Consider the following 17,372-nt stretch of genomic DNA (forward strand, 5'->3'; position numbering starts at 1 on the left):
CTTGCTGGCCTTCGCTGCGACCCGTGCTTGCCAGAGATCGTATGCAGCCTGCTGAGCCAGCCAGACCTCAGCCGCCCCGCCATGGTCGCGCCCCAGCCAACGCTCAATGCGCAGTGCCATTGAAGGGCTGATCGCAGCCCGCCCATTGACTACCTTGGACAAAGTCGTCCGGTCGACGCCCAGCTGGGCAGCTGCTTCGCCCACCTGCAGATTCAAGGCAGGAAGGATGTCGTCCCTCAAAGTGAGGCCTGGGTGGGGTGGGTTGAACATCAAACTCATAAACACCTCAGTGGTAATCCTGGTAGTCCACCAGGATGGCATCGCCGTTTTCAGAAGCAAAAGTCAGACGCCAGCTGCCGTTCACGCTCACTGACCAGTGGCCGTAGAGGCCGCCCTTGAGGGGATGCCAGTCCCACCCGGGACGGTTCATGTCTTCGGGCCTTGTGGCCGCGTCCAACGCAGACAGTTGCCGAGCCAGGCGCGGGGCATGAGCGGCTTGGACTCCGGCACGCGAGCCGGACTTGAAGAAGCGCTCAACGCCCTTGTGCCTGAAGCTTCGAATCATTTCGGGACTGTAGCGCGTAGCGCTACGCGCAGCAAGTGCAGCAGCAATCGATGGTGGGGTCGAATCCCCGACCCCACCAAGAACAAGAGGTCTGAAAACTGAGCGAGTCAGTTAAACAATTCCTTTTTGCCCGCCAGGATTGTTTCGAACCGGTTCCAAACCCTTCGAACACTTTCCAATCGGTTCAGGGCTTCTTGGATGTGCGCCTGGGGTCCCCTCTGGATCAGCTTTGTGCCCATGGTCATCAATCGCTAAAACGGCCAGACATCCCGGGAGGCCACCATGCGCGTCACCGCCACAGAAGCCAAGAACCGCTTTGGCAGCCTCTGCGCCCAAGCCAAGCGCGAACCTGTGTTCGAGCAAAAAGCCGGCCAACTCGAGACCGTGATCCTCTCGGCCGATGGCCCAGTACGACGTCTTCACCAACCCCAGCGGCAGCGCGGCCGAGGGCATCCCCTGCGTGGTGGTGGTCCAGAGCGATCTGCTGGATGCCTTGGCCATGCGGCTGACCATGCCGCTGGCTGTGCTCGATGAAATCCTCCGACGGAAGGCTGATCGCAAGTGCATTGATTCAGCCCTGCTCGGCGCGCAGCCGATCGATCATGAAGTCGGCTGCCTCGGTGATGTGCTGTCGGGCCAGCCGCTCCGCCTGGGTTGCCTTGCCGGCAGCGACCGCCTTCAGCAAGGCCTCGTGCTGGTCCCAGATGTCGCGTGGCTTGTCCTCGCGCAGCAGCACCTCGCCCATCACGCGCTGCGCCTGCGTCCAGTGGGTTTCCAGCGCGGGCACGATCAAGGGGTTGCCCGAAAGCCCGTAGATGAAGTGGTGGAAGGCCATGTCGGCCGAGATCATGGCGCTGACCGAGCCGCTCGCAGCCGCCTTGCGGCCTGCGCGAATGAGCGCGACGCCCTTGTCACGCGCTGACGCGCTGCCGTGTGCGGCCGCCTCGCGAAAGGCCAGACCCTCGATCACGGCGCGCACATCGTACATGTGACGCACATGGGCCAGATCCATCGGCGCCACCTGCAGCCCGCGCCCGGGCGCATCGCTGAGCACACCTTCCTTGCGCAACAGGGTCAGCGCCTGCTGCACCGGCTGGCGCGACACGCCGAGTTCCTGCGCAATCTGCTCCTGGATGATGCGCGCGCCCGCCCGCAGCTTGCCCGCGGCAATGTCCGACAGGATGGCCTCGTGGACCTGTTCGACCAGGGTAGGGGCAGGCTTCAGCGCTTTCATGGGCGTATCGTAGCGGGTCACCTCAGCCGGCGGCGCTACGCCACTGACGCTCGGCTTCGTCCCAGGCGCCCAGGGGCTGCAGGTCGGGCACCCAGGCCAGGCCGGACTTGGCGTCTGAAGACGCCGCTTCGGGCGTGACGATCACATCCAGCAAGGCGGGCTGGCCTTGGGCCAGTGCGGCCATGGCGCGCGCGATGGCGCCGCGGAGCTCGCCCGCCTCTTCCACCCGCTCTCCGTGCATGCCGAAGGCACGGGCCATGGCGGCATGGTCGGCAAACTGCAGATGCGTGCCCACCACCTTGCCGTGGGTTTCCAGCTGATCACGCACCTCGATCGCCCATGAGCCGTTGTTGGCCACGACTACGAGGATGGGCACACGGTGCCGCACGGCGGTATCGATCTCCATGGCGTTGAAGCCGAAGGCGCCGTCGCCGGTGGCCACCACCACGGTGCGTTGCGGGTGCACCAGCCGCGCGGCGATGCCAAAGGCGGTGCCTACGCCGATGCAGCCCAGCGAGCCCGGATCCAGGTAGGTGGAGGCCGGCAAGCCCACGCGCGCAAAGCTCAGGAAGTCGCCGCCGTCGGCGACCACCACCGCATCCTGCGGCAGCACATCGCGCAGGGCGGCCAGCACACGGTTGGGGTGCATGCGGCCGTCCTGGCCCGCGGGCGCTTCGCGCATGCCGGTGGCCAGCTTTTCGGAGCGCTTGAGATGCTGGTCGCGTAAGCCCTGCACCCAGGTGCGATCGGTCGCGGGTGCGTGCGCTGGCGCCGCGTCCAGGATCGCCTGCAGCGCCAGCGCCGGGTTGCACAGCAAAGCGAGATCGCCCCGCCGGTTGTCGCGCAGCTCGGCCGCGCAGTCGGCGATGCGCAGAAATCGCGCGTTGCCGAACACCGCCGGCGATCCGTAGGCCAGCTGGAAGTCGAGCCGTCGCCCCACGGTGATCACCAGGTCGGCCTGGCCCATGACGGTGCCGCGCATCGCCGCCACCACGCTGGGGTGGTCGTCGCTGATCAGGCCGCGGCTTTCTCCGGTGTCCAGGTAGGCGGCGCCCAGCCGCGACATGAGTTCGCCCAGCGCGGTGCCTGCGCCCTGCGCGCCGCGCCCCGAGATGAACAGCGGCCGCCGTGCCTGCCACAGCATGTCGACCGCGGCCTGCACCTGCGCCGGGTGAGGCGGCAGGGGCGTCGCCTGACGCTGCTCGAGGTATTCGGGCAGCTGCACCGCGCGGGGCACCTCGGCGCGCAGCGTGTCCACCGGGAAGTCAAGGTATACCGGCCCGGCCTCACCGCCTTCGCCTTGCGCGCGGGCGGCGGCTTCGGCCAGCTCCTGCGGAATCAGGGCCGGGTGGCGCACGGTGCGCGCGTAGCGCGTGATGCCGCGCACCAGGTCGGTGTGCACGATGTCCTGCAAGGCGCCACGGTTGTCCTGGGCGGTGGGGGGAAGACCCGAGAGCACCAGCACCGGCGCACGCGCCACATGGGCATTGGCGATGCCGGTCATCGCATTGGTGACCCCGGGGCCGGCGGTGACCAGCGCCACACCCAGGCCCCCGGTCAGCTGCGCTTCGGCATGCGCCATGTAGACCGCGGCGCGTTCATCGCGCACATCGACGATGCGGATGCCCTCGGCGTCCAGCCGCATCCAGATCGGCATGATGTGCCCGCCGCACAGCCCATAGACGCGCTGCACGCCCCGCTGCCTGAGGAAGCGTGCAATCACGGCGGCGCCGCTCTGCTCGGTGATGGGAGGGGGTGTCATGGCGGCTCCTGGATGACTGGGCGTTGGCCGGGGAGTGGCGCGCGGCCACGATCCTTGCTATGTTATCAGAACTCTGAATTCAGAGTACATAGATATGGTGCTGCTTCAAGACCCTGCCTGCGGGCCCAACGGAGTCCTCCATGACCGACCTGCCCACCATTGCCGATGCCGTCGCCACCCACGCTCGCCTGATGCCGCGCCGGCTGGCCGTGCGCGACTCCCAGCGCAGCCTCACCTGGGCCGGGCTGCACGAGCGCGCGACGCGACTGGCCGCGGGCCTGTGCGAACTCGGCCTGAGCAAGGGTGACCGGGTGGGGGTGGTGGCCTACAACCGCATCGAGTGGATCGAGATCTATGTGGCCATGGCGCGGGCCGGCCTGGTGGTGGTGCCGCTGAACTTTCGCCTGACCGGACCCGAGATGGCCTACATCCTTGATCACGCGGAGGTCGGTGCCGTCATCGCCGGGCCGGAGTTCTGCGGCGCGGTCGACGGCATCCGGCGCGAACTGCGTGTGCCGGGCGGCCGATTCGTGGCCATTCCCGTCGCCAGTGACGCATCAGAGCCCGTCAATACGGCAGCGGGTTGGCGCTCGTACGAAGACCTGATCGCCCTGTCTGATCCGGCGTTTGCGTTCGATGCGGTCGGTGAAGCCGACATGTGCGCGCTGATGTACACCTCGGGCACCACAGGCCGGCCCAAGGGCGCCATCCGACGGCATCGCGGCAGCACCCTGATCGCCATGGCGACGGCGCTCGAGATGAACTTCACCCGCGATGACATCGCGCTGCTGGTGATGCCCTTGTGTCACGCCAACTCGCTGTACTTCGGCACCACCTTCCTGCATCTCGGAGGCACCTGCATCGTCGACGACCGGCGCAGCTTCGACCCCGAGGCGCTGCTGGCCACGCTGGCGCGCGAGCAGGTCACCTTCACATCGCTGGTGCCCACCCACTACATCATGATGCTGGCCCTGCCCGACGAGGTGAAGCGTCGCCACGATGTCAGCCGCGTGGGCAAGCTCCTGGTGTCATCGGCCCCGGCGCGCGAGGACACCAAGCTCGCCATCCTGGAGCACTTCCACAACGGCCAGCTCTACGAGCTCTATGGCTCCACCGAGGCCGGCTGGGTGACGCTGCTGCGCCCGGACGAGCAGATCCGGAAGCTGGGTTCGGTCGGGCGCGAGTGGGCCAGCAGCGGCGCGATCCGCCTGCTGGACGAGCAGCGCCGCGAGGTGCCTGACGGCGAAGTGGGTGAACTGTTTTCGCGTACCGCCTATGTGTTCGACGGCTACTGGAAGCAGCCGCACAAGACCGCCGAGGCGTTCGATGGCGCCTGGTGCTCGGTCGGCGACATGGCGAGACGCGACGCCGATGGCTATGTGTGGCTGGTGGATCGCAAGAGCAACATGATCATCACCGGCGGCGAGAATGTGTACCCGTCTGAGGTGGAAGGCGCGCTGGGCGCCCACCCCAAGGTGCGCGATGTGGCGGTGGTGGGCGTGCCGCACGACAAGTGGGGCGAGACGGTGCAGGCCGTGGTGGTGTTGCACGAGGGCCAGCAGGCCGATGCGCAGGAACTGCGCGACTGGTGTCGCCAGCGTCTGGCCGGGTTCAAGTGCCCCAGCGCGTTTGCCTTCATGGCCGACCACGAGATGCCGCGCACCGCCACCGGCAAGATCCTGCACCGTGAGTTGCGGCAGCGGCTGGCGCTCGAGCACGCCTGAGGCGTGGCAGTTCACGCGCGCGTTGCGAGCGCTCAATCCCCTCTCGGTACGGATGGCGACACTGGTCGCATCCGATGGGTTCGCCTGCGCTGCGCTGCAGACGGGCTATCAACTCGCTGCCAACCTGTATCGAAAGGATTGCCGTGAACAAGCCGCTGGTAAGTCTGATCGCTCTCGCCGCCTGCTGCCTGTCGGGCGGCGTCTCAGCCCAGGCCTACCTGGGCTTCGGCATGGGGCAGGCCCGCGTCAACATCGACTGCAGTGGCACCAACACCTGCGAGAGGACCGACACGGTTGCGAAGCTCTTCGGCGGCTACCGGTTCACGCCCAACTGGGGCCTGGAAGCGGCCTACTACGACCATGGAAAGCTGAACCAGACGGCAACCGACGCAACCCTTGGTGCGGTCAATGCCGACTGGAAGAGCAGCGGCTACGGGCTCTTCGCGGTCGCATCACTCCCGCTCGACCCCTGGTCGGTGTTTGCCCGGCTCGGTGTTGTCGACTCGAAGGTCAGGCTCGATGCGACTTCCTCGGCGGGAGGCAGCAGCAGTGCTTCGGAACGGCACACCCGTTTCGCGTGGGGCGCAGGCGCGGAATACCGCTTCGCGCCGAACTGGCTCGGCCGCCTGGATTTCGAGCAGATCAACCTGAAGTTCCAGGGCGAGAAGCGGCGTGCCGATCTGTGGACCCTCGGCCTGCTGTACCGATTCTGAGCCCCCGGTCGCGAGCCCTATCGAGCCCTGAGTCGCTGACTCTTGCGAGTCCGCTCGAAGAAGTCATCGGGTTTGCGACGCACCCAATCGAGGAACCTCGCCATCTCGGGATGCTGTCGGAGTGAGTCCACATCTCGGTACGCCCGCGCCAGTTCGGCCTCGGTGAGCAGAGCGTGAATCTGGCGGTGGCAGATGCGATGAAGCCAGGCGGTCTCCACCCCCCCGTGTGACTTGGGAACCAGGTGGTGGGCGTCGCGCTGTGACGCCGGAATGGGGCGGTCACAGAGCGGGCAGACAATGGGCTGCCCGTTAGGAACCATACCGAGAGGGGGCGCCTCTTCGGCCTTGCGTCGTTTGATGCGTCCCTGCATGGCGGTGCCAGTCTGCGTGACGCCAGCCTGGCGGCTCCCAAGCTCAATCCGGAGCCCGCACGGCCATGGTCGTCGGACCGAGCGAATCCTCGGTCCGTGTCGGGCAATCCCAGGCGCGCTTCGGTCAGGCGGCGCTGAACGTGAACCGCGTGCCCGTGGAGGACCGCAGCACCTTCTCGCCCATCACCTGCTGCGCGATCGCGATGAAGGGTTCGCCGCTGCAGTGCATGGGGATCAGCCAGTCGGGGTTGATCTCGCGCAGCGCCTCGGCGGTCTGGCGCAGGTACTCGGGCGGGTGCGGGGCGAGGTGGAAGCCGCCGAGCACCGCGTGCACCTTCTGCACGCCCGACGCTTTCTGCGCGGCCCGAACCGAGTTCACCACGCCGCGATGGCCGCAGGAGGTCATCACCACCAGGCCCTTGCCCCTGACCACGAAGGCCGTGGCCTGTTCATGGTCGAAGTCGTCAGGGATGTAGGCGGTGGCGCTGCGTTTGTCTGCAGGGATGCCCTCGGGCGCGCAGCCGATGCCGTCTTTCACGCCCACGGCCATGCGGGTGGGCGAAAGCACCCGCTCGAAGCTCTCGCGCGCGATGCGTCCGGTGGTGAAGCCATGGCCGGCCACCACGCTGGGCTTCTCGGCGTAGTTGAGCACGATGCCGGCATCGCGGATGGCCTGGCGATCGAGTGAGCCGAAGTTGCCCACGCCCGGGCCGATACCGCCCTCACGCGTGCAGAAGCATTCCTCGCCGCCCAGGTAGAAGGGCAGGGCCTTGCGCAGCCTGGCGCCGTGGGCTTGCAGGAAGCCCACCATGCCACCGAAGTGATCGTAGTGGCCGTGGGAAAGCACCAGCGCGTCGAGCTGCGCCGGATCCACGCCCAGGATGTCCAGGTTGTTGTTCAGCGTGACCGGATTGAAGCCGAAGTCGATCAGCACCTGACGCTGCTCGCTGCCCCGGTTCGACTGCAGGTGCAGCGACAGGCCCCACTCATTGAGCAGGGTGCGCGGCTGCGCGTTGGGCTTGAGCGCATTGCCCACCCGCTGCATCTGCACATCGCCGACGGTGCGCGAGGCCTCGAAGGCATGGTGGTAGGAGTCGGTCACCACCCGCACGGCCAGGCGATCCACCTCGGGGACGGCGCCTGACTGCAGGGGTTGTGCCGTGGCCAGCTGAGCCCCGGTGCCGAGCCCGCCGGCCAGCGCCCACAGCAGCGAGCCGGGCGTGGCCGAGAGCAGGCGGCGGCGGGCGCTGCTGCCCAGATAACTGCGGTCATCGGTGGACATGACGAGTTCTCCCGTAGATGGTTCAGGCGTCTGTTCGGTGGTGTGACGCCCCTCGCATTGTGCCGTTCGGCGGGCGGGGCCGGAAGCGCGTCATCTGCTCGTCCTCATGCGGAAAGCGCATCAACCGGGGATTCGCGTGAGCCAGGGCGCATCTTGCAATCCATGATCCGGAACGCAGGTCGTGTGTGCTGACGACACGGCTTCCTGCCTGGCAGCTCATCCGGTGGCTCTCGCGGCAGCCCACTCTGAAGCGCGGAGTTATGCTACCTGGCCCCGTGTCTCCGTGAGGGTCCATCCATGCACCGCCTGGCCCTTGCCGTTCTCTTCTGTGCAATCACCCCCATGGCTGCCGCCAAACAGCTCAAGGGCGATGTGTATTCGCCGCAGCCCGGAATCGTCTGCGACAAGAAAGCCCAGTTCTGCGCAGATGAGCAGGGCATTTCCCTTGCCTTCACCAAGGAGTACCTTGGCGCGAAGGCAGAAGCGGCCATGATGGGTCGCATCAAGGAAGCGGGCGGCCCGGCCAACTACGACATGACCTGGTTTGGCTTCAGCAACGGCGTGGACTGCAAGACCGCGCAAAAGGTCTGTCATGTGTCCAAGCACAGTGACAAGGTCGATGCAGCGCATACCAAGGCGCTTTTCGGACGCTGAGCACCGCGCGATCCGATGGCCATCAGTCGCCGGCACCGCCGCGTCGCCGCACGCGACGGGTCCGCCGCAAGCGCTGGGTGAGAGCCCGGTGCGGGGCGCGGCTGTCGCACTGTCACCCGCGACCAGACGAAGCGGATCCCGAAAGCGACATGGGGGCGCTTCCAGATACGCGGAACCGTTCTCGAGACGGCCTTGCCATGCGCGCCGTTTGAGGCGAATACTCGGTCGCGGACCCCATCGGCGACAGAGGTGACCGACATGCACAGACGCAATCGACCACTGGATGGCGTGGTGGTGATCGACCTCGGACAGGTCTACCAGGGCCCCTATGCCACCTACCTGATGGCCAAGGCCGGCGCCTTCGTGATCAAGGTCGAGCCCCCGGGCGGTGAACCGGTCCGGCAGCGCGAGGCGGTGAGCAAGGGGTCGGGGGTTCCCTTCGCGCTGCTCAACGGCCACAAGAAGTGCATCACGCTTGATCTGAAGTCGGAGCAGGGCAAGACCGTCCTGCGCAAGCTCGTGGCAAAGGCCGATGTGCTGCTCGAGAACTACGCACCCGGCGTGATGGACCGGCTTGGCGTGGGCTGGTCGGCGCTGCACGCGCTCAATCCGCGCCTGGTCTATGCCTCGGGTTCGGGGTACGGCCTTTCGGGCCCCGACAGCAACCAGCTCGCCATGGATGTCACCGTGCAGGCGTCATCCGGCATGATGAGCGTCACCGGCTTTCCTGATGGCCCCCCGGTGAAGGCGGGGCCGGCGGTGGTGGACTTCCTGAGCGGCATTCACCTCTACGCGGGCGTGCTCACGGCGCTGTACGAGCGCCACTTCACCGGGGAAGGGCGGCTGGTGGAGGTGGCCATGCAGGAGGTGGTCTACCCCACGCTCGCATCGAACCTCACCTTCTACTACGACCACGGTGAGGTGCCGCCGCGTACCGGCAACCAGCATGGTGGCCGCTCGGCAGCGCCCTACAATGTCTACAGCGCGCGCGACGGCCATGTCGCAATCATCGGTGTCACCGATGCGCACTGGGCCGGCCTGATCGCGGCGATGGGCCGCGCCGATCTCGCGACCGACGCCCGCTTCGCCAGCAAGGTCGCGCGCGTGCGCCACATCACCGAGACCGATGCGATCGTCTCGGCCTGGATGCGCGAACTCACGCGTGAGGAGGCCTGCCGGGCGCTCGACCGGCACGGTGTGCCGCATGCGCCGGTGCGCGATGTGGTCGAGGTCACCCATGACCGGCACCTGCACGAGCGGCAATTCCTCGAGTGGATCGATCACCCGCAGTACGGACGCGTGGCCATCGCCGACAGCCCGCTGCATCTGCATGGCGCCGACCGCCTTCCCGCGGTGGCCTCGGCCCGGCTTGGCGCCGACACCGAAGAGATCATGACCACCGTGCTGGGCGCGAGCCCGGAAGAGTTCCGGCAGTGGACTCAGGCTGGCGCCTTCGGGCCGCCGCCGCGGCGATGATCACGCTCGACTGAGATCGACCGAAAGGCAGCCCGATGACTCCTCTCCTTTTCTCGCCGATCGATCTGCGCGAGGTTCGTCTTCGCAATCGCATCGTGGTGCCGCCCCTGCACCAGTACTCGGCCCGCCAGCATCTGCCCACCGACTGGCATCTGATGCATCTCGGCCGCTTCGCGGCCGGGGGCGCGGGACTGGTGTTCGTCGAATCCACCAAGGTCGAGCGCCGCGGTCACGGCACGCTGGGTGACCTCGCGCTGTGGGATGACGCCTTCATCGCGCCCATGGCGCGGCTGGCCGGCTTCATCCGCGAGCAGGGCGCGGTGCCCGGCATCCAGCTTGGCCACACCGGGCGCAAGGCGCGCACCTCGCGGCCCTGGGAGGGCGATGGCCCGATGCCGCGCACCGACGAGAATGCCGCCGAGTGGGATGCCTGGGACATCGTCGGGCCCAGCGCGCTCGCCTATGGCGAGGGCTGGCCGGTGCCGCGCGCGCTGGCCCTCGACGAGATTCCCCAGCTCGTGAGCGCCTGGGGGCAGGCGGCGCGGCGGGCCAACGAGGCCGGCTTCGATGTGCTGGAGGTCCATGGTGCGCACGGCTACCTCATCCACCAGTTCCTGTCGCCCGAGGCGAACCAGCGCACCGATGCCTATGGCGGCTCGGACGCCAATCGCAGGCGCCTGGCGATCGAGATCGTGGAGAGCGTGCGCGAGCACTGGCCGGCGCACAAGCCGCTCTTCATGCGCCTGTCGATCGAGGACGATGCCGGCTGGGGGCCCGAGCAGAATGTCGCGCTTGCCCGCATCCTCAAGACCAAGGGTGTCGATGTCATCGACTGCACCTCGGGCGGGGTGTCCAGCCGCGTGCCCACGATGTATCGCGCGCTGCGCTACGGCTACCAGGTGCCCTTCGCGTCGCAGGTCCGGCGCGACGCCGGCATCGCCACCATGGCGGTCGGGCTGATCATCCACGGCGATCAGGCCGAGCAGATCCTGCAGGAGGGTCATGCCGACCTGGTCGCCATCGGCCGGGAGATCATGCACAACCCGAACTGGCCGATGGATGCGGCCCAGAAGATGGGCCTTGCCACCGCGTTCGATCAGGTGCCCCGGCAGTCGGGTTTCTGGCTGGAGTCCCGCGCCCGGCGCGGGTTCGGCGGTGTGCCGTCCACCTGGCAGAAGGGGATGGGCTGACCCGTCACCCTGCGCTGGCGCAGGCCCGCCGCGCTGCCTGCGCGATCGCGGCCGCATCCACGCCGAAGTACGCCCGCAGGGCGCGCCGGGTGTCGCTGCGGCCGAAGCCGTCGGTGCCCAGCGTGACATAGCGGCGACCGGCCGGCACGAAGCCGCGGATCGTGTCGGGCACGGCGCGCACATAGTCGCTGGCCGCGATCACCGGGCCGCGGCCCGCCGCGAGCAGTTGCGCGATGAACGGGCGCGGGGCCTCATCGCCCGCGAGCCAGCGAGCCTCGCAGGCCTGACCCTCGCGTGCGAGTTCGCTCCAGCTGGTCACGCTGATCACCTCGCAGGCGATGCCATCCTCGGCCAGCACCTTCGCGGCGGCGATCACCTCGTTGAGGATGGCGCCCGAGCCCATCAGGGTGACCGATCGTTCAGCGCCATCGGGGCCCCAGCGACCGAAGCGGTAGGCGCCGCGCAGCAGGTCCTCGCGTACGCCCTCGGGCAGATCGGGCTGCGCGTAGTTCTCGTTCATCACCGTGATGTAGTGGAAGACATCGCGCTGCTCGATGAGCATCTCGCGCATGCCCTGGTCGACGATCACCGCGAGCTCGCCCGCGAAGGCCGGGTCCCAGGCCCGGCAGTTCGGGATGGTGGCGGCCACCAGATGGCTGCTGCCGTCCTGGTGCTGCAGACCCTCGCCGCCAAGCGTGGTGCGCCCGGAGGTGGCGCCGATCAGGAAGCCGCGGGCGCGCTGATCGGCCGCCGCCCAGATCGCGTCGCCCACCCGCTGGAAGCCGAACATCGAGTAGTAGATGTAGAAGGGCAGCATGGCCACGCCGTGCACGCTGTAGCTGGTGGCGGCGGCGGTCCAGCTCGCGATCGCGCCGGCCTCGCTGATGCCCTCCTCGAGGATCTGGCCATCGACCGCCTCGCGGTAGGCCAGCACCGAGCCGATGTCCTCGGGTTCGTAGCTCTGACCGGCGCAGGAGTAGATGCCCACCTGGCGAAACATCGAGGCCATGCCGAAGGTGCGCGCCTCGTCGGCCACGATGGGCACGATGCGCGGGCCGAGCACCGGGTCTTTCAGCAGGTTGCCCAGCATGCGCACGAAGGCCATGGTGGTCGACATCTCACGGCCGCCCGCCGCGGTGGCGAAGGCCGCGTAGCCGGGCAGCGGCGGCACCGCCACCGGCGCGCAGTCATCGCGCCGCACCGGCAGGTAGCCGCCAAGCGCGCGGCGCCGCTCGTGCAGGTAGCGCATCTCGGGGCTGTCATCGGCGGGTCGATAGAACGACAGCCCGGTGGCCTGGGCATCGCTCAGGGGCAGGTTGAAGCGGTTGCGGTAGTCGATCAGCGCCGCTTCGTCGAGGGTCTTCTGGCTGTGCGTGGTCATCCGGCCCTGGCCGGCCGCGCCCATGCCATAGCCCTTCTTGGTGTGGGCCAGAATCACCGTGGGCTGGCCGCGATGGCTGGCTGCTGCCGCGTAGGCGGCGTGGATCTTCACCAGGTCGTGGCCGCCGCGGCGCAGCTGATCGATCTGGGCATCGGTGAGGCCCATGGCAAGCCGGCGCAGTTCGTCGTTCTGGCCGAAGAAGTGCTCGCGGTTGTAGCGGCCGTCCTTGGCCGCGAAGGTCTGCATCTGGCCATCGACGGTGTGCGAGAAGGCTCGGGTGAGCGCCTGCGCGCTGTCGCGGGCGAACAGGCCATCCCAGTCGCTGCCCCAGAGCAGCTTGATGACATGCCAGCCGGCGCCCAGGAAGAGCCGCTCGAGTTCATCGACGATGCGGCCGTTGCCGCGCACCGGGCCATCCAGACGCTGCAGGTTGCAGTTCACCACCCAGACCAGGTTGTCGAGCTTCTCGCGCGAGGCGAGGGTGAGGGCGCTCATGCTCTCGGGCTCGTCCATTTCGCCATCACCGAACACGCCCCAGACCTTGCGGCCCTGGCAGTCGAGCAGCCCGCGGTGGGTGAGGTAGTGCATGAAGCGGGCGTGGTAGATCGAGCTGATCGGACCCAGTCCCATCGAGCCGGTGGGGAACTGCCAGAAGTCCGGCATCAGCCAGGGGTGCGGATAGCTCGGCAGCCCACGGGCGCCCTGCCCGGGCGCGCTGATCTCCTGGCGGTAGTGGTGCAGATCGGCCTCGCTCAGCCGGCCCTCGAGAAAGGCGCGGGCATAGACGCCGGGCGCGCTGTGCGGCTGGAAGAACACCAGATCGCCGCGGTGATGATCGTCTCGCGCGCGAAAGAAGTGATTGAAGCCGACCTCGAACAGATCGGCCGCGCTGGCATAGCTGGCGATGTGGCCGCCGAGTTCGCCATAGGCGGCGTTGGCGCGCGCCACCATCGCCAGGGCATTCCAGCGCATCAGCGACGCCAGCCGTTCCTCGATGGCGAGGTCGCCAGGGAAGGGCGCCTGCCGCTCGGCGGGGATGCTGTTCACATAGGGCGTGGTCAGCGGCGGTGACCAGCCCACGGCCGGGCCGCGGGCCATTGCCGCGAGTTCGTCGAGGATGAAGCGCGCGCGCGCCGGGCCGTGGGCAGCGAGCAGGGACTCGAAGGCGTCACGCCACTCGGCAGTCTCGCCGGGATCGGCGTCGATCCGGGCGTCATCGCCGCGGGCCAGCCCGGCGCTGGACAGGGGGAGGTCGATGGGTTTCATGCAAGTACTGTAGATCGCAGCAAGCGAAATAGGCTCCTGATATGCTCGCCTGAGGTTAATTTGGAAGCAGAAAATAGTGTCAGGAGCTCTGATTGAAGCAGGAAATTCCAGCGTTTTCCGGTTCGCTCGATGCCATCGACCTGCGCATCCTCGATGAGCTGCAGCGCGATGGCTCGCTGACCAATGTCGAGCTCGCCCGTCGGGTGCATCTCTCGCCTTCGCCCTGCCTCACGCGGGTGCGCGCGCTCGAGGCCGCAGGCGTCATCCAGCGCTATGTGGCGCTGGTCAGCGCGAAGGCGCTCGGCCTTGGCCTGAATGTCTTCATCAACATCAGCCTGAAGGCGCAGTCGAAGTCGGCGCTCGCCGAGTTCGAGCGGCGCATCGCCGAGCATGACGAGGTCATGGAGTGCTACCTCATGACCGGCGACAGCGACTACCTCATCCGCGTGGCGGTTGCCGACATTGCCGCGCTCGAGCGCTTCATCCTCGAACAGCTCACGCCCATCCCGGGCGTGGAGAAGATCCGATCCAGCTTCGCGCTCAAGCAGGTGCGCTACCAGACCGCGCTGCCGCTGCCGCGGTCATCGCACAAGGCCCATCCGTAAGACGCCTGGCGGGTGCTCCGGCGCAAGTCCGGAGGGCGAGAGGCTGCTCAGCCCAGGGCCGACAGGAACTGCCGCAGCTCCTCGGTGCGGGGCGCATCGAAGAGCTGTGCCGCGGGGCCCATCTCATGGATGCGGCCGGCGTGCATGAAGACCACCCGGTGGGCCACCCGCCGCGCAAAGGCCATTTCGTGGGTGACCATCAGCAGCGTCATGCCCTCCTGGGCGAGCTGGGCCACCACCTTGAGCACCTCGCCCACCAGTTCGGGATCGAGCGCCGAGGTGATCTCGTCGCACAGAAGCACGGCCGGATCCATGGCCAGCGCGCGGGCGATCGCCACCCGCTGCTGCTGACCGCCCGAGAGCTGGTCGGCATGGGCATCGAAGCGGTCTGCCAGGCCCACGCGCGCCAGCAACTCACGGGCGCGGCGTTCACCATCGACCCCGCGCAGGCCCTTGACCAGGGAAGGCGCCAGCATGATGTTGCGGCCCACGCTCAGGTGCGGAAACAGGTTGAAGCTCTGGAAGATCATGCCCACGCGCTGGCGCAGCGCGCGCATGGCGGTGGCGTCGGTGGGGCGCAGCGCGGTGCCCTCCACGCTCATGCTGCCTTCCTGGAAGGGCTCCAGTCCGTTGATGCAGCGAAGCAGCGTGCTCTTGCCGGAGCCGCTGCGGCCGATGATCGCCAGCACCTCGCCGCGGCGCACGCTCAGATCGATGCCCTTGAGCACCTCGTTCTCGGCAAAGCGCTTGCGCAGCCCCCGGATCTCGATGATGGCGTCGTCATCCATGGCGCAGTCGGCTTTCGAGTTTTCGGCTGTATGCCGAGATCGGCGCGCACAGGCAGAAGTAGAGCAGCGCCACGCAGGCATAGACCGTGAACGGGCGGAAGGTGGCGTTGGTGATCATGGTGCCCGCCTTGGTGAGTTCGATGAAGCCGATCACCGAGGCCAGCGCCGTGCCCTTGACCACCTGCACCAGGAAGCCCACGGTGGGTGGCACGGCGATCCGCAAGGCTTGCGGTCCGATGACATGGCGCAGTTGCTGCGGCAGGCTCATCGCGAGGCTGGCCGAGGCCTCCCACTGGCCCTTCGGAATGGCCTCGACGCAGCCACGCCAGATCTCGACCAGAAAGGCGCTGGTGTAGAGCGTGAGCGCCAGCGCCGCCGCCGACCATGCCGAGATCTCCAGGCCCAGCAGCGCCAGCCCGAAGTAGGCGAGGAAGAGCTGGATCAGCAGCGGTGTGCCCTGGAAGAGCTCCACATACAGGCGAACGTCGCGCTCGGCGCCTGGCCAGCGGGCCAGTCTCGCCATGAGCAGGGTCAGGCCCACCGTGCCGCCACCGATGAATGCGACCAGCGACAGGGCCACCGTCCAGCGGGCTGCCAGCAGCAGGTTGCGCAGGATGTCCCAGAGGGTGAACTCGACCATGCTGGTGCCTGCCTCAGCGCCCGACGAGCAGTCGCGCGCCTGCCCAGTTGAGGGCCTGCCGCAGCGCGATGGCCAGCGCGAGGTACAGCGCGGCGGCCACGATGTAGGCCTCGAAGGCGCGGAAGTTGCGGCTCTGGATGAGGTTGGCGAAGTAGGAGAGCTCCTGCGCAGCGATCTGGCCGCACACCGCCGAACCCAGCATCACGATGATGATCTGGCTGACCAGCGCGGGCCACACCCGGGCCAGCGCCGGTGGCAGCACCACCCGTGTGAAGACCTGGGCGCGTGACAGGGCCAGGCTCAGACCCGCCTCGATCTGGCCACGCGGCGTGGCTTCGATGCCGGCCCGAACGATCTCGGCGGCATAGGCGCCGAGGTTGACGGTCATGGCGATCACCGAGGCGATTTCGGGCGAGAGCCGCAGCCCAAGGCTGGGCAGACCGAAGAAGATGAAGAAGAGCTGCACGATGAAGGGCGTGTTGCGCACCAGCTCCACATAAGCCGCCACGCCGCGCGCAAACCCCCGCGGGCCCCAGGCCCGCGCCCAGCCGCAGACCACGCCCAGGCCCAGCCCGGCGGCGGCCGATAGTGCGGTGAGCCCGGCCGTGGCGACCACGCCGCGCAGCAGCATCGGCCAGTCGACCAGCACGGCCGAGAAGTCCAGCGTGACCACGGTCTGCTCAGCAGCTCAGTGGCTCAGTGCCGGGAGGCGGCGACAACAGATGCGCCCCGACGACATCAGTTGGGCAGATCACCGGCCGGGCGGCCCAGCCATTTTTGCGCCATCCGGTCGAGTTCGCCCGCGGCCTTGGCCGCGGCGATGATCTCGTTGACGCGGGCGCGCAGCTTGTCCTCGCCCTTGGCCACGCCGATGAAGTTGGGCGAGTCCTTGATCAGCAGCTTGTACTCGGCATTGAGCTGCGGGTTGCGCTGCATCATGTTGCCGGCTACCGAGGCGCCCGTGGCGATGGTCTGCACCTGCCCCGAGACGAAGGCCGAGACGGTGGCGTTGTTGTCCTCGAAGCGCCTGATGTCAGCCGTCGGTGGCGCAAGGCGGGTGATCTCCATGTCCTCGATGGCGCCGCGTGTGACGGCCAGCGTCTTGCCGGCCAGGTCGGCGAAGGACTTCACATTGAGTGCCTTCGCGGCGAACACCGCCTGGAAGAAGGGCGAGTAGGCGGCGGTGAAGTCGATCACCTTCTCGCGCTCGGCGTTCTTGCCGAGGGTGGAGATCACCAGGTGCGCCTTGCGGGTCTGCAGGTAGGCAATGCGGTTGGCGCTGGTTACCGGCATGAGTTCCACCCGTGCGCCCAGACGGGCACCGATGAGGTTGGCCATGTCGATGTCCAGGCCCTGCGGCTTGAGGTCCGTGCCCACGAAGCCGTAGGGCGGGAAGTCGGTGGGGATGGCGATGGTGATGGCTTTCTTTGCGAGGATCTCGTCAAGCGCGGTCTGCGCGAAGGCGGCAGGTGCTGCCAGCAGGGAGGCGACGAGGCTGAGCGAGAGGACGGTGCGGCGGCGCATGACGGGGCTCCGGGTGAAGGGGACAAGCAGGCGGTGACGGAAGGACTGTAGCAAAGCAGGCCACTGATCGGCCTTCAAAAGGGCTGGCCTGAGCGTACTATCGGGGCGGCTCGACCGGTGCTTGCGGACTGGCGCTCCTTTCTGTCTGTCACGGCCCAGGGGCTCGTCGCGATGTTTTCGCGGCGTCATGCTTCTAC

Annotated in this window: 16 protein-coding genes and 1 pseudogene; 7 read left to right on the forward strand and 10 right to left on the reverse strand. The window is 67.8% G+C overall.

Going from position 1 to position 17,372, the window contains the following annotated elements:
• On the reverse strand, positions 1 to 279 hold a 279-nt coding region (locus AC2H6A_RS05005; protein ID WP_484272042.1), incomplete at its 3' end, for a HigA family addiction module antitoxin.
• Between the two features lie 7 nt (positions 280 to 286).
• Positions 287 to 565 carry a type II toxin-antitoxin system RelE/ParE family toxin gene (locus tag AC2H6A_RS05010; protein ID WP_484272043.1) on the reverse strand — a complete coding sequence of 93 codons (279 nt, stop codon included), beginning with the start codon at positions 563 to 565 and terminating at the stop codon, positions 287 to 289.
• A gap of 400 nt (positions 566 to 965) precedes the next feature.
• Between AC2H6A_RS05010 and AC2H6A_RS05015 the strand changes: the two are divergent.
• Positions 966 to 1,097 (forward strand): annotated as a pseudogene (locus AC2H6A_RS05015) (CcdB family protein); the annotation flags it as partial.
• Between the two features lie 39 nt (positions 1,098 to 1,136).
• Here the strand turns inward: AC2H6A_RS05015 and AC2H6A_RS05020 are convergent.
• Entirely contained in the window at positions 1,137 to 1,799 is a 663-nt protein-coding gene (locus AC2H6A_RS05020; protein ID WP_484272044.1) for a GntR family transcriptional regulator, read from the reverse strand.
• A 22-nt stretch (positions 1,800 to 1,821) separates the two neighbouring features.
• Positions 1,822 to 3,561: a thiamine pyrophosphate-binding protein gene (locus AC2H6A_RS05025; protein WP_484272045.1), complete on the reverse strand. Its 1,740-nt coding sequence runs from the start codon at positions 3,559 to 3,561 to the stop codon at positions 1,822 to 1,824.
• 140 nt (positions 3,562 to 3,701) lie between these two features.
• Between AC2H6A_RS05025 and AC2H6A_RS05030 the strand changes: the two genes are divergently transcribed.
• Positions 3,702 to 5,285, forward strand: a complete 1,584-nt coding sequence (locus AC2H6A_RS05030; RefSeq protein ID WP_484272046.1) for a class I adenylate-forming enzyme family protein — start codon at positions 3,702 to 3,704, stop codon at positions 5,283 to 5,285.
• A gap of 143 nt (positions 5,286 to 5,428) precedes the next feature.
• A complete protein-coding gene (locus AC2H6A_RS05035; RefSeq protein ID WP_484272047.1) occupies positions 5,429 to 5,998 on the forward strand; it encodes a porin family protein in 570 nt (189 codons plus the stop codon).
• A gap of 495 nt (positions 5,999 to 6,493) precedes the next feature.
• Here AC2H6A_RS05035 and AC2H6A_RS05040 read toward each other — a convergent pair whose 3' ends face one another.
• On the reverse strand, positions 6,494 to 7,651 hold the full coding sequence (locus AC2H6A_RS05040) for an MBL fold metallo-hydrolase (protein WP_484272048.1): 1,158 nt from the start codon (positions 7,649 to 7,651) through the stop codon (positions 6,494 to 6,496).
• Between the two features lie 342 nt (positions 7,652 to 7,993).
• Between AC2H6A_RS05040 and AC2H6A_RS05045 the strand changes: the two genes are divergently transcribed.
• The 3 genes from AC2H6A_RS05045 to AC2H6A_RS05055 all read left to right on the forward strand — a co-directional run bounded on the left by AC2H6A_RS05045 (position 7,994) and on the right by AC2H6A_RS05055 (position 10,971).
• Positions 7,994 to 8,305 carry a YcgJ family protein gene (locus AC2H6A_RS05045; RefSeq protein ID WP_484272049.1) on the forward strand — a complete coding sequence of 104 codons (312 nt, stop codon included), beginning with the start codon at positions 7,994 to 7,996 and terminating at the stop codon, positions 8,303 to 8,305.
• A 258-nt stretch (positions 8,306 to 8,563) separates the two neighbouring features.
• Positions 8,564 to 9,781, forward strand: a complete 1,218-nt coding sequence (locus AC2H6A_RS05050; protein ID WP_484272050.1) for a CaiB/BaiF CoA transferase family protein — start codon at positions 8,564 to 8,566, stop codon at positions 9,779 to 9,781.
• Positions 9,782 to 9,816: 35 nt separating this feature from the next.
• Positions 9,817 to 10,971, forward strand: a complete 1,155-nt coding sequence (locus AC2H6A_RS05055) for an NADH:flavin oxidoreductase/NADH oxidase (RefSeq protein WP_484272051.1) — start codon at positions 9,817 to 9,819, stop codon at positions 10,969 to 10,971.
• A gap of 4 nt (positions 10,972 to 10,975) precedes the next feature.
• Here the strand turns inward: AC2H6A_RS05055 and mdeB are convergent, their stop codons facing one another.
• Positions 10,976 to 13,618, reverse strand: a complete 2,643-nt coding sequence (gene mdeB, locus AC2H6A_RS05060) for an alpha-ketoglutarate dehydrogenase (protein ID WP_484272052.1) — start codon at positions 13,616 to 13,618, stop codon at positions 10,976 to 10,978.
• 92 nt (positions 13,619 to 13,710) lie between these two features.
• Between mdeB and AC2H6A_RS05065 the strand changes: the two genes are divergently transcribed.
• Entirely contained in the window at positions 13,711 to 14,223 is a 513-nt protein-coding gene (locus AC2H6A_RS05065; RefSeq protein WP_484272053.1) for an Lrp/AsnC family transcriptional regulator, read from the forward strand.
• A 47-nt stretch (positions 14,224 to 14,270) separates the two neighbouring features.
• Here the strand turns inward: AC2H6A_RS05065 and AC2H6A_RS05070 are convergent, their stop codons facing one another.
• From AC2H6A_RS05070 to AC2H6A_RS05085, 4 genes are all read right to left on the reverse strand, one after another.
• On the reverse strand, positions 14,271 to 15,011 hold the full coding sequence (locus AC2H6A_RS05070; RefSeq protein ID WP_484272054.1) for an amino acid ABC transporter ATP-binding protein: 741 nt from the start codon (positions 15,009 to 15,011) through the stop codon (positions 14,271 to 14,273).
• Complete coding sequence (locus AC2H6A_RS05075; RefSeq protein ID WP_484272055.1) at positions 15,004 to 15,651, reverse strand: amino acid ABC transporter permease; 648 nt, start codon at positions 15,649 to 15,651, stop codon at positions 15,004 to 15,006. Before AC2H6A_RS05075 ends, AC2H6A_RS05070 begins: the two co-directional genes overlap by 8 nt.
• 13 nt (positions 15,652 to 15,664) lie before the next feature.
• On the reverse strand, positions 15,665 to 16,282 hold the full coding sequence (locus tag AC2H6A_RS05080; RefSeq protein WP_484272067.1) for an amino acid ABC transporter permease: 618 nt from the start codon (positions 16,280 to 16,282) through the stop codon (positions 15,665 to 15,667).
• Between the two features lie 107 nt (positions 16,283 to 16,389).
• On the reverse strand, positions 16,390 to 17,175 hold the full coding sequence (locus tag AC2H6A_RS05085) for a transporter substrate-binding domain-containing protein (RefSeq protein WP_484272056.1): 786 nt from the start codon (positions 17,173 to 17,175) through the stop codon (positions 16,390 to 16,392).
• Between the last annotated feature and the right edge of the window lie 197 nt (positions 17,176 to 17,372).

It is taken from the genome of Quisquiliibacterium sp. (assembly GCF_982640115.1).

Coding starts and splice junctions, on each gene's coding strand:
- mdeB (WP_484272052.1), bottom strand. CDS start 13,618: ATGAAACCCATCGACCTCCCCCTGTCCAGCGCCGGGCTGGCCCGCGGC.
- AC2H6A_RS05080 (WP_484272067.1), bottom strand. CDS start 16,282: ATGCTGCTGCGCGGCGTGGTCGCCACGGCCGGGCTCACCGCACTATCG.
- AC2H6A_RS05045 (WP_484272049.1), top strand. CDS start 7,994: ATGGCTGCCGCCAAACAGCTCAAGGGCGATGTGTATTCGCCGCAGCCC.
- AC2H6A_RS05070 (WP_484272054.1), bottom strand. CDS start 15,011: ATGGATGACGACGCCATCATCGAGATCCGGGGGCTGCGCAAGCGCTTT.
- AC2H6A_RS05055 (WP_484272051.1), top strand. CDS start 9,817: ATGACTCCTCTCCTTTTCTCGCCGATCGATCTGCGCGAGGTTCGTCTT.
- AC2H6A_RS05075 (WP_484272055.1), bottom strand. CDS start 15,651: ATGGTCGAGTTCACCCTCTGGGACATCCTGCGCAACCTGCTGCTGGCA.
- AC2H6A_RS05085 (WP_484272056.1), bottom strand. CDS start 17,175: ATGCGCCGCCGCACCGTCCTCTCGCTCAGCCTCGTCGCCTCCCTGCTG.
- AC2H6A_RS05050 (WP_484272050.1), top strand. CDS start 8,564: ATGCACAGACGCAATCGACCACTGGATGGCGTGGTGGTGATCGACCTC.
- AC2H6A_RS05040 (WP_484272048.1), bottom strand. CDS start 7,651: ATGTCCACCGATGACCGCAGTTATCTGGGCAGCAGCGCCCGCCGCCGC.
- AC2H6A_RS05010 (WP_484272043.1), bottom strand. CDS start 565: ATGATTCGAAGCTTCAGGCACAAGGGCGTTGAGCGCTTCTTCAAGTCC.
- AC2H6A_RS05025 (WP_484272045.1), bottom strand. CDS start 3,561: ATGACACCCCCTCCCATCACCGAGCAGAGCGGCGCCGCCGTGATTGCA.
- AC2H6A_RS05020 (WP_484272044.1), bottom strand. CDS start 1,799: ATGAAAGCGCTGAAGCCTGCCCCTACCCTGGTCGAACAGGTCCACGAG.
- AC2H6A_RS05030 (WP_484272046.1), top strand. CDS start 3,702: ATGACCGACCTGCCCACCATTGCCGATGCCGTCGCCACCCACGCTCGC.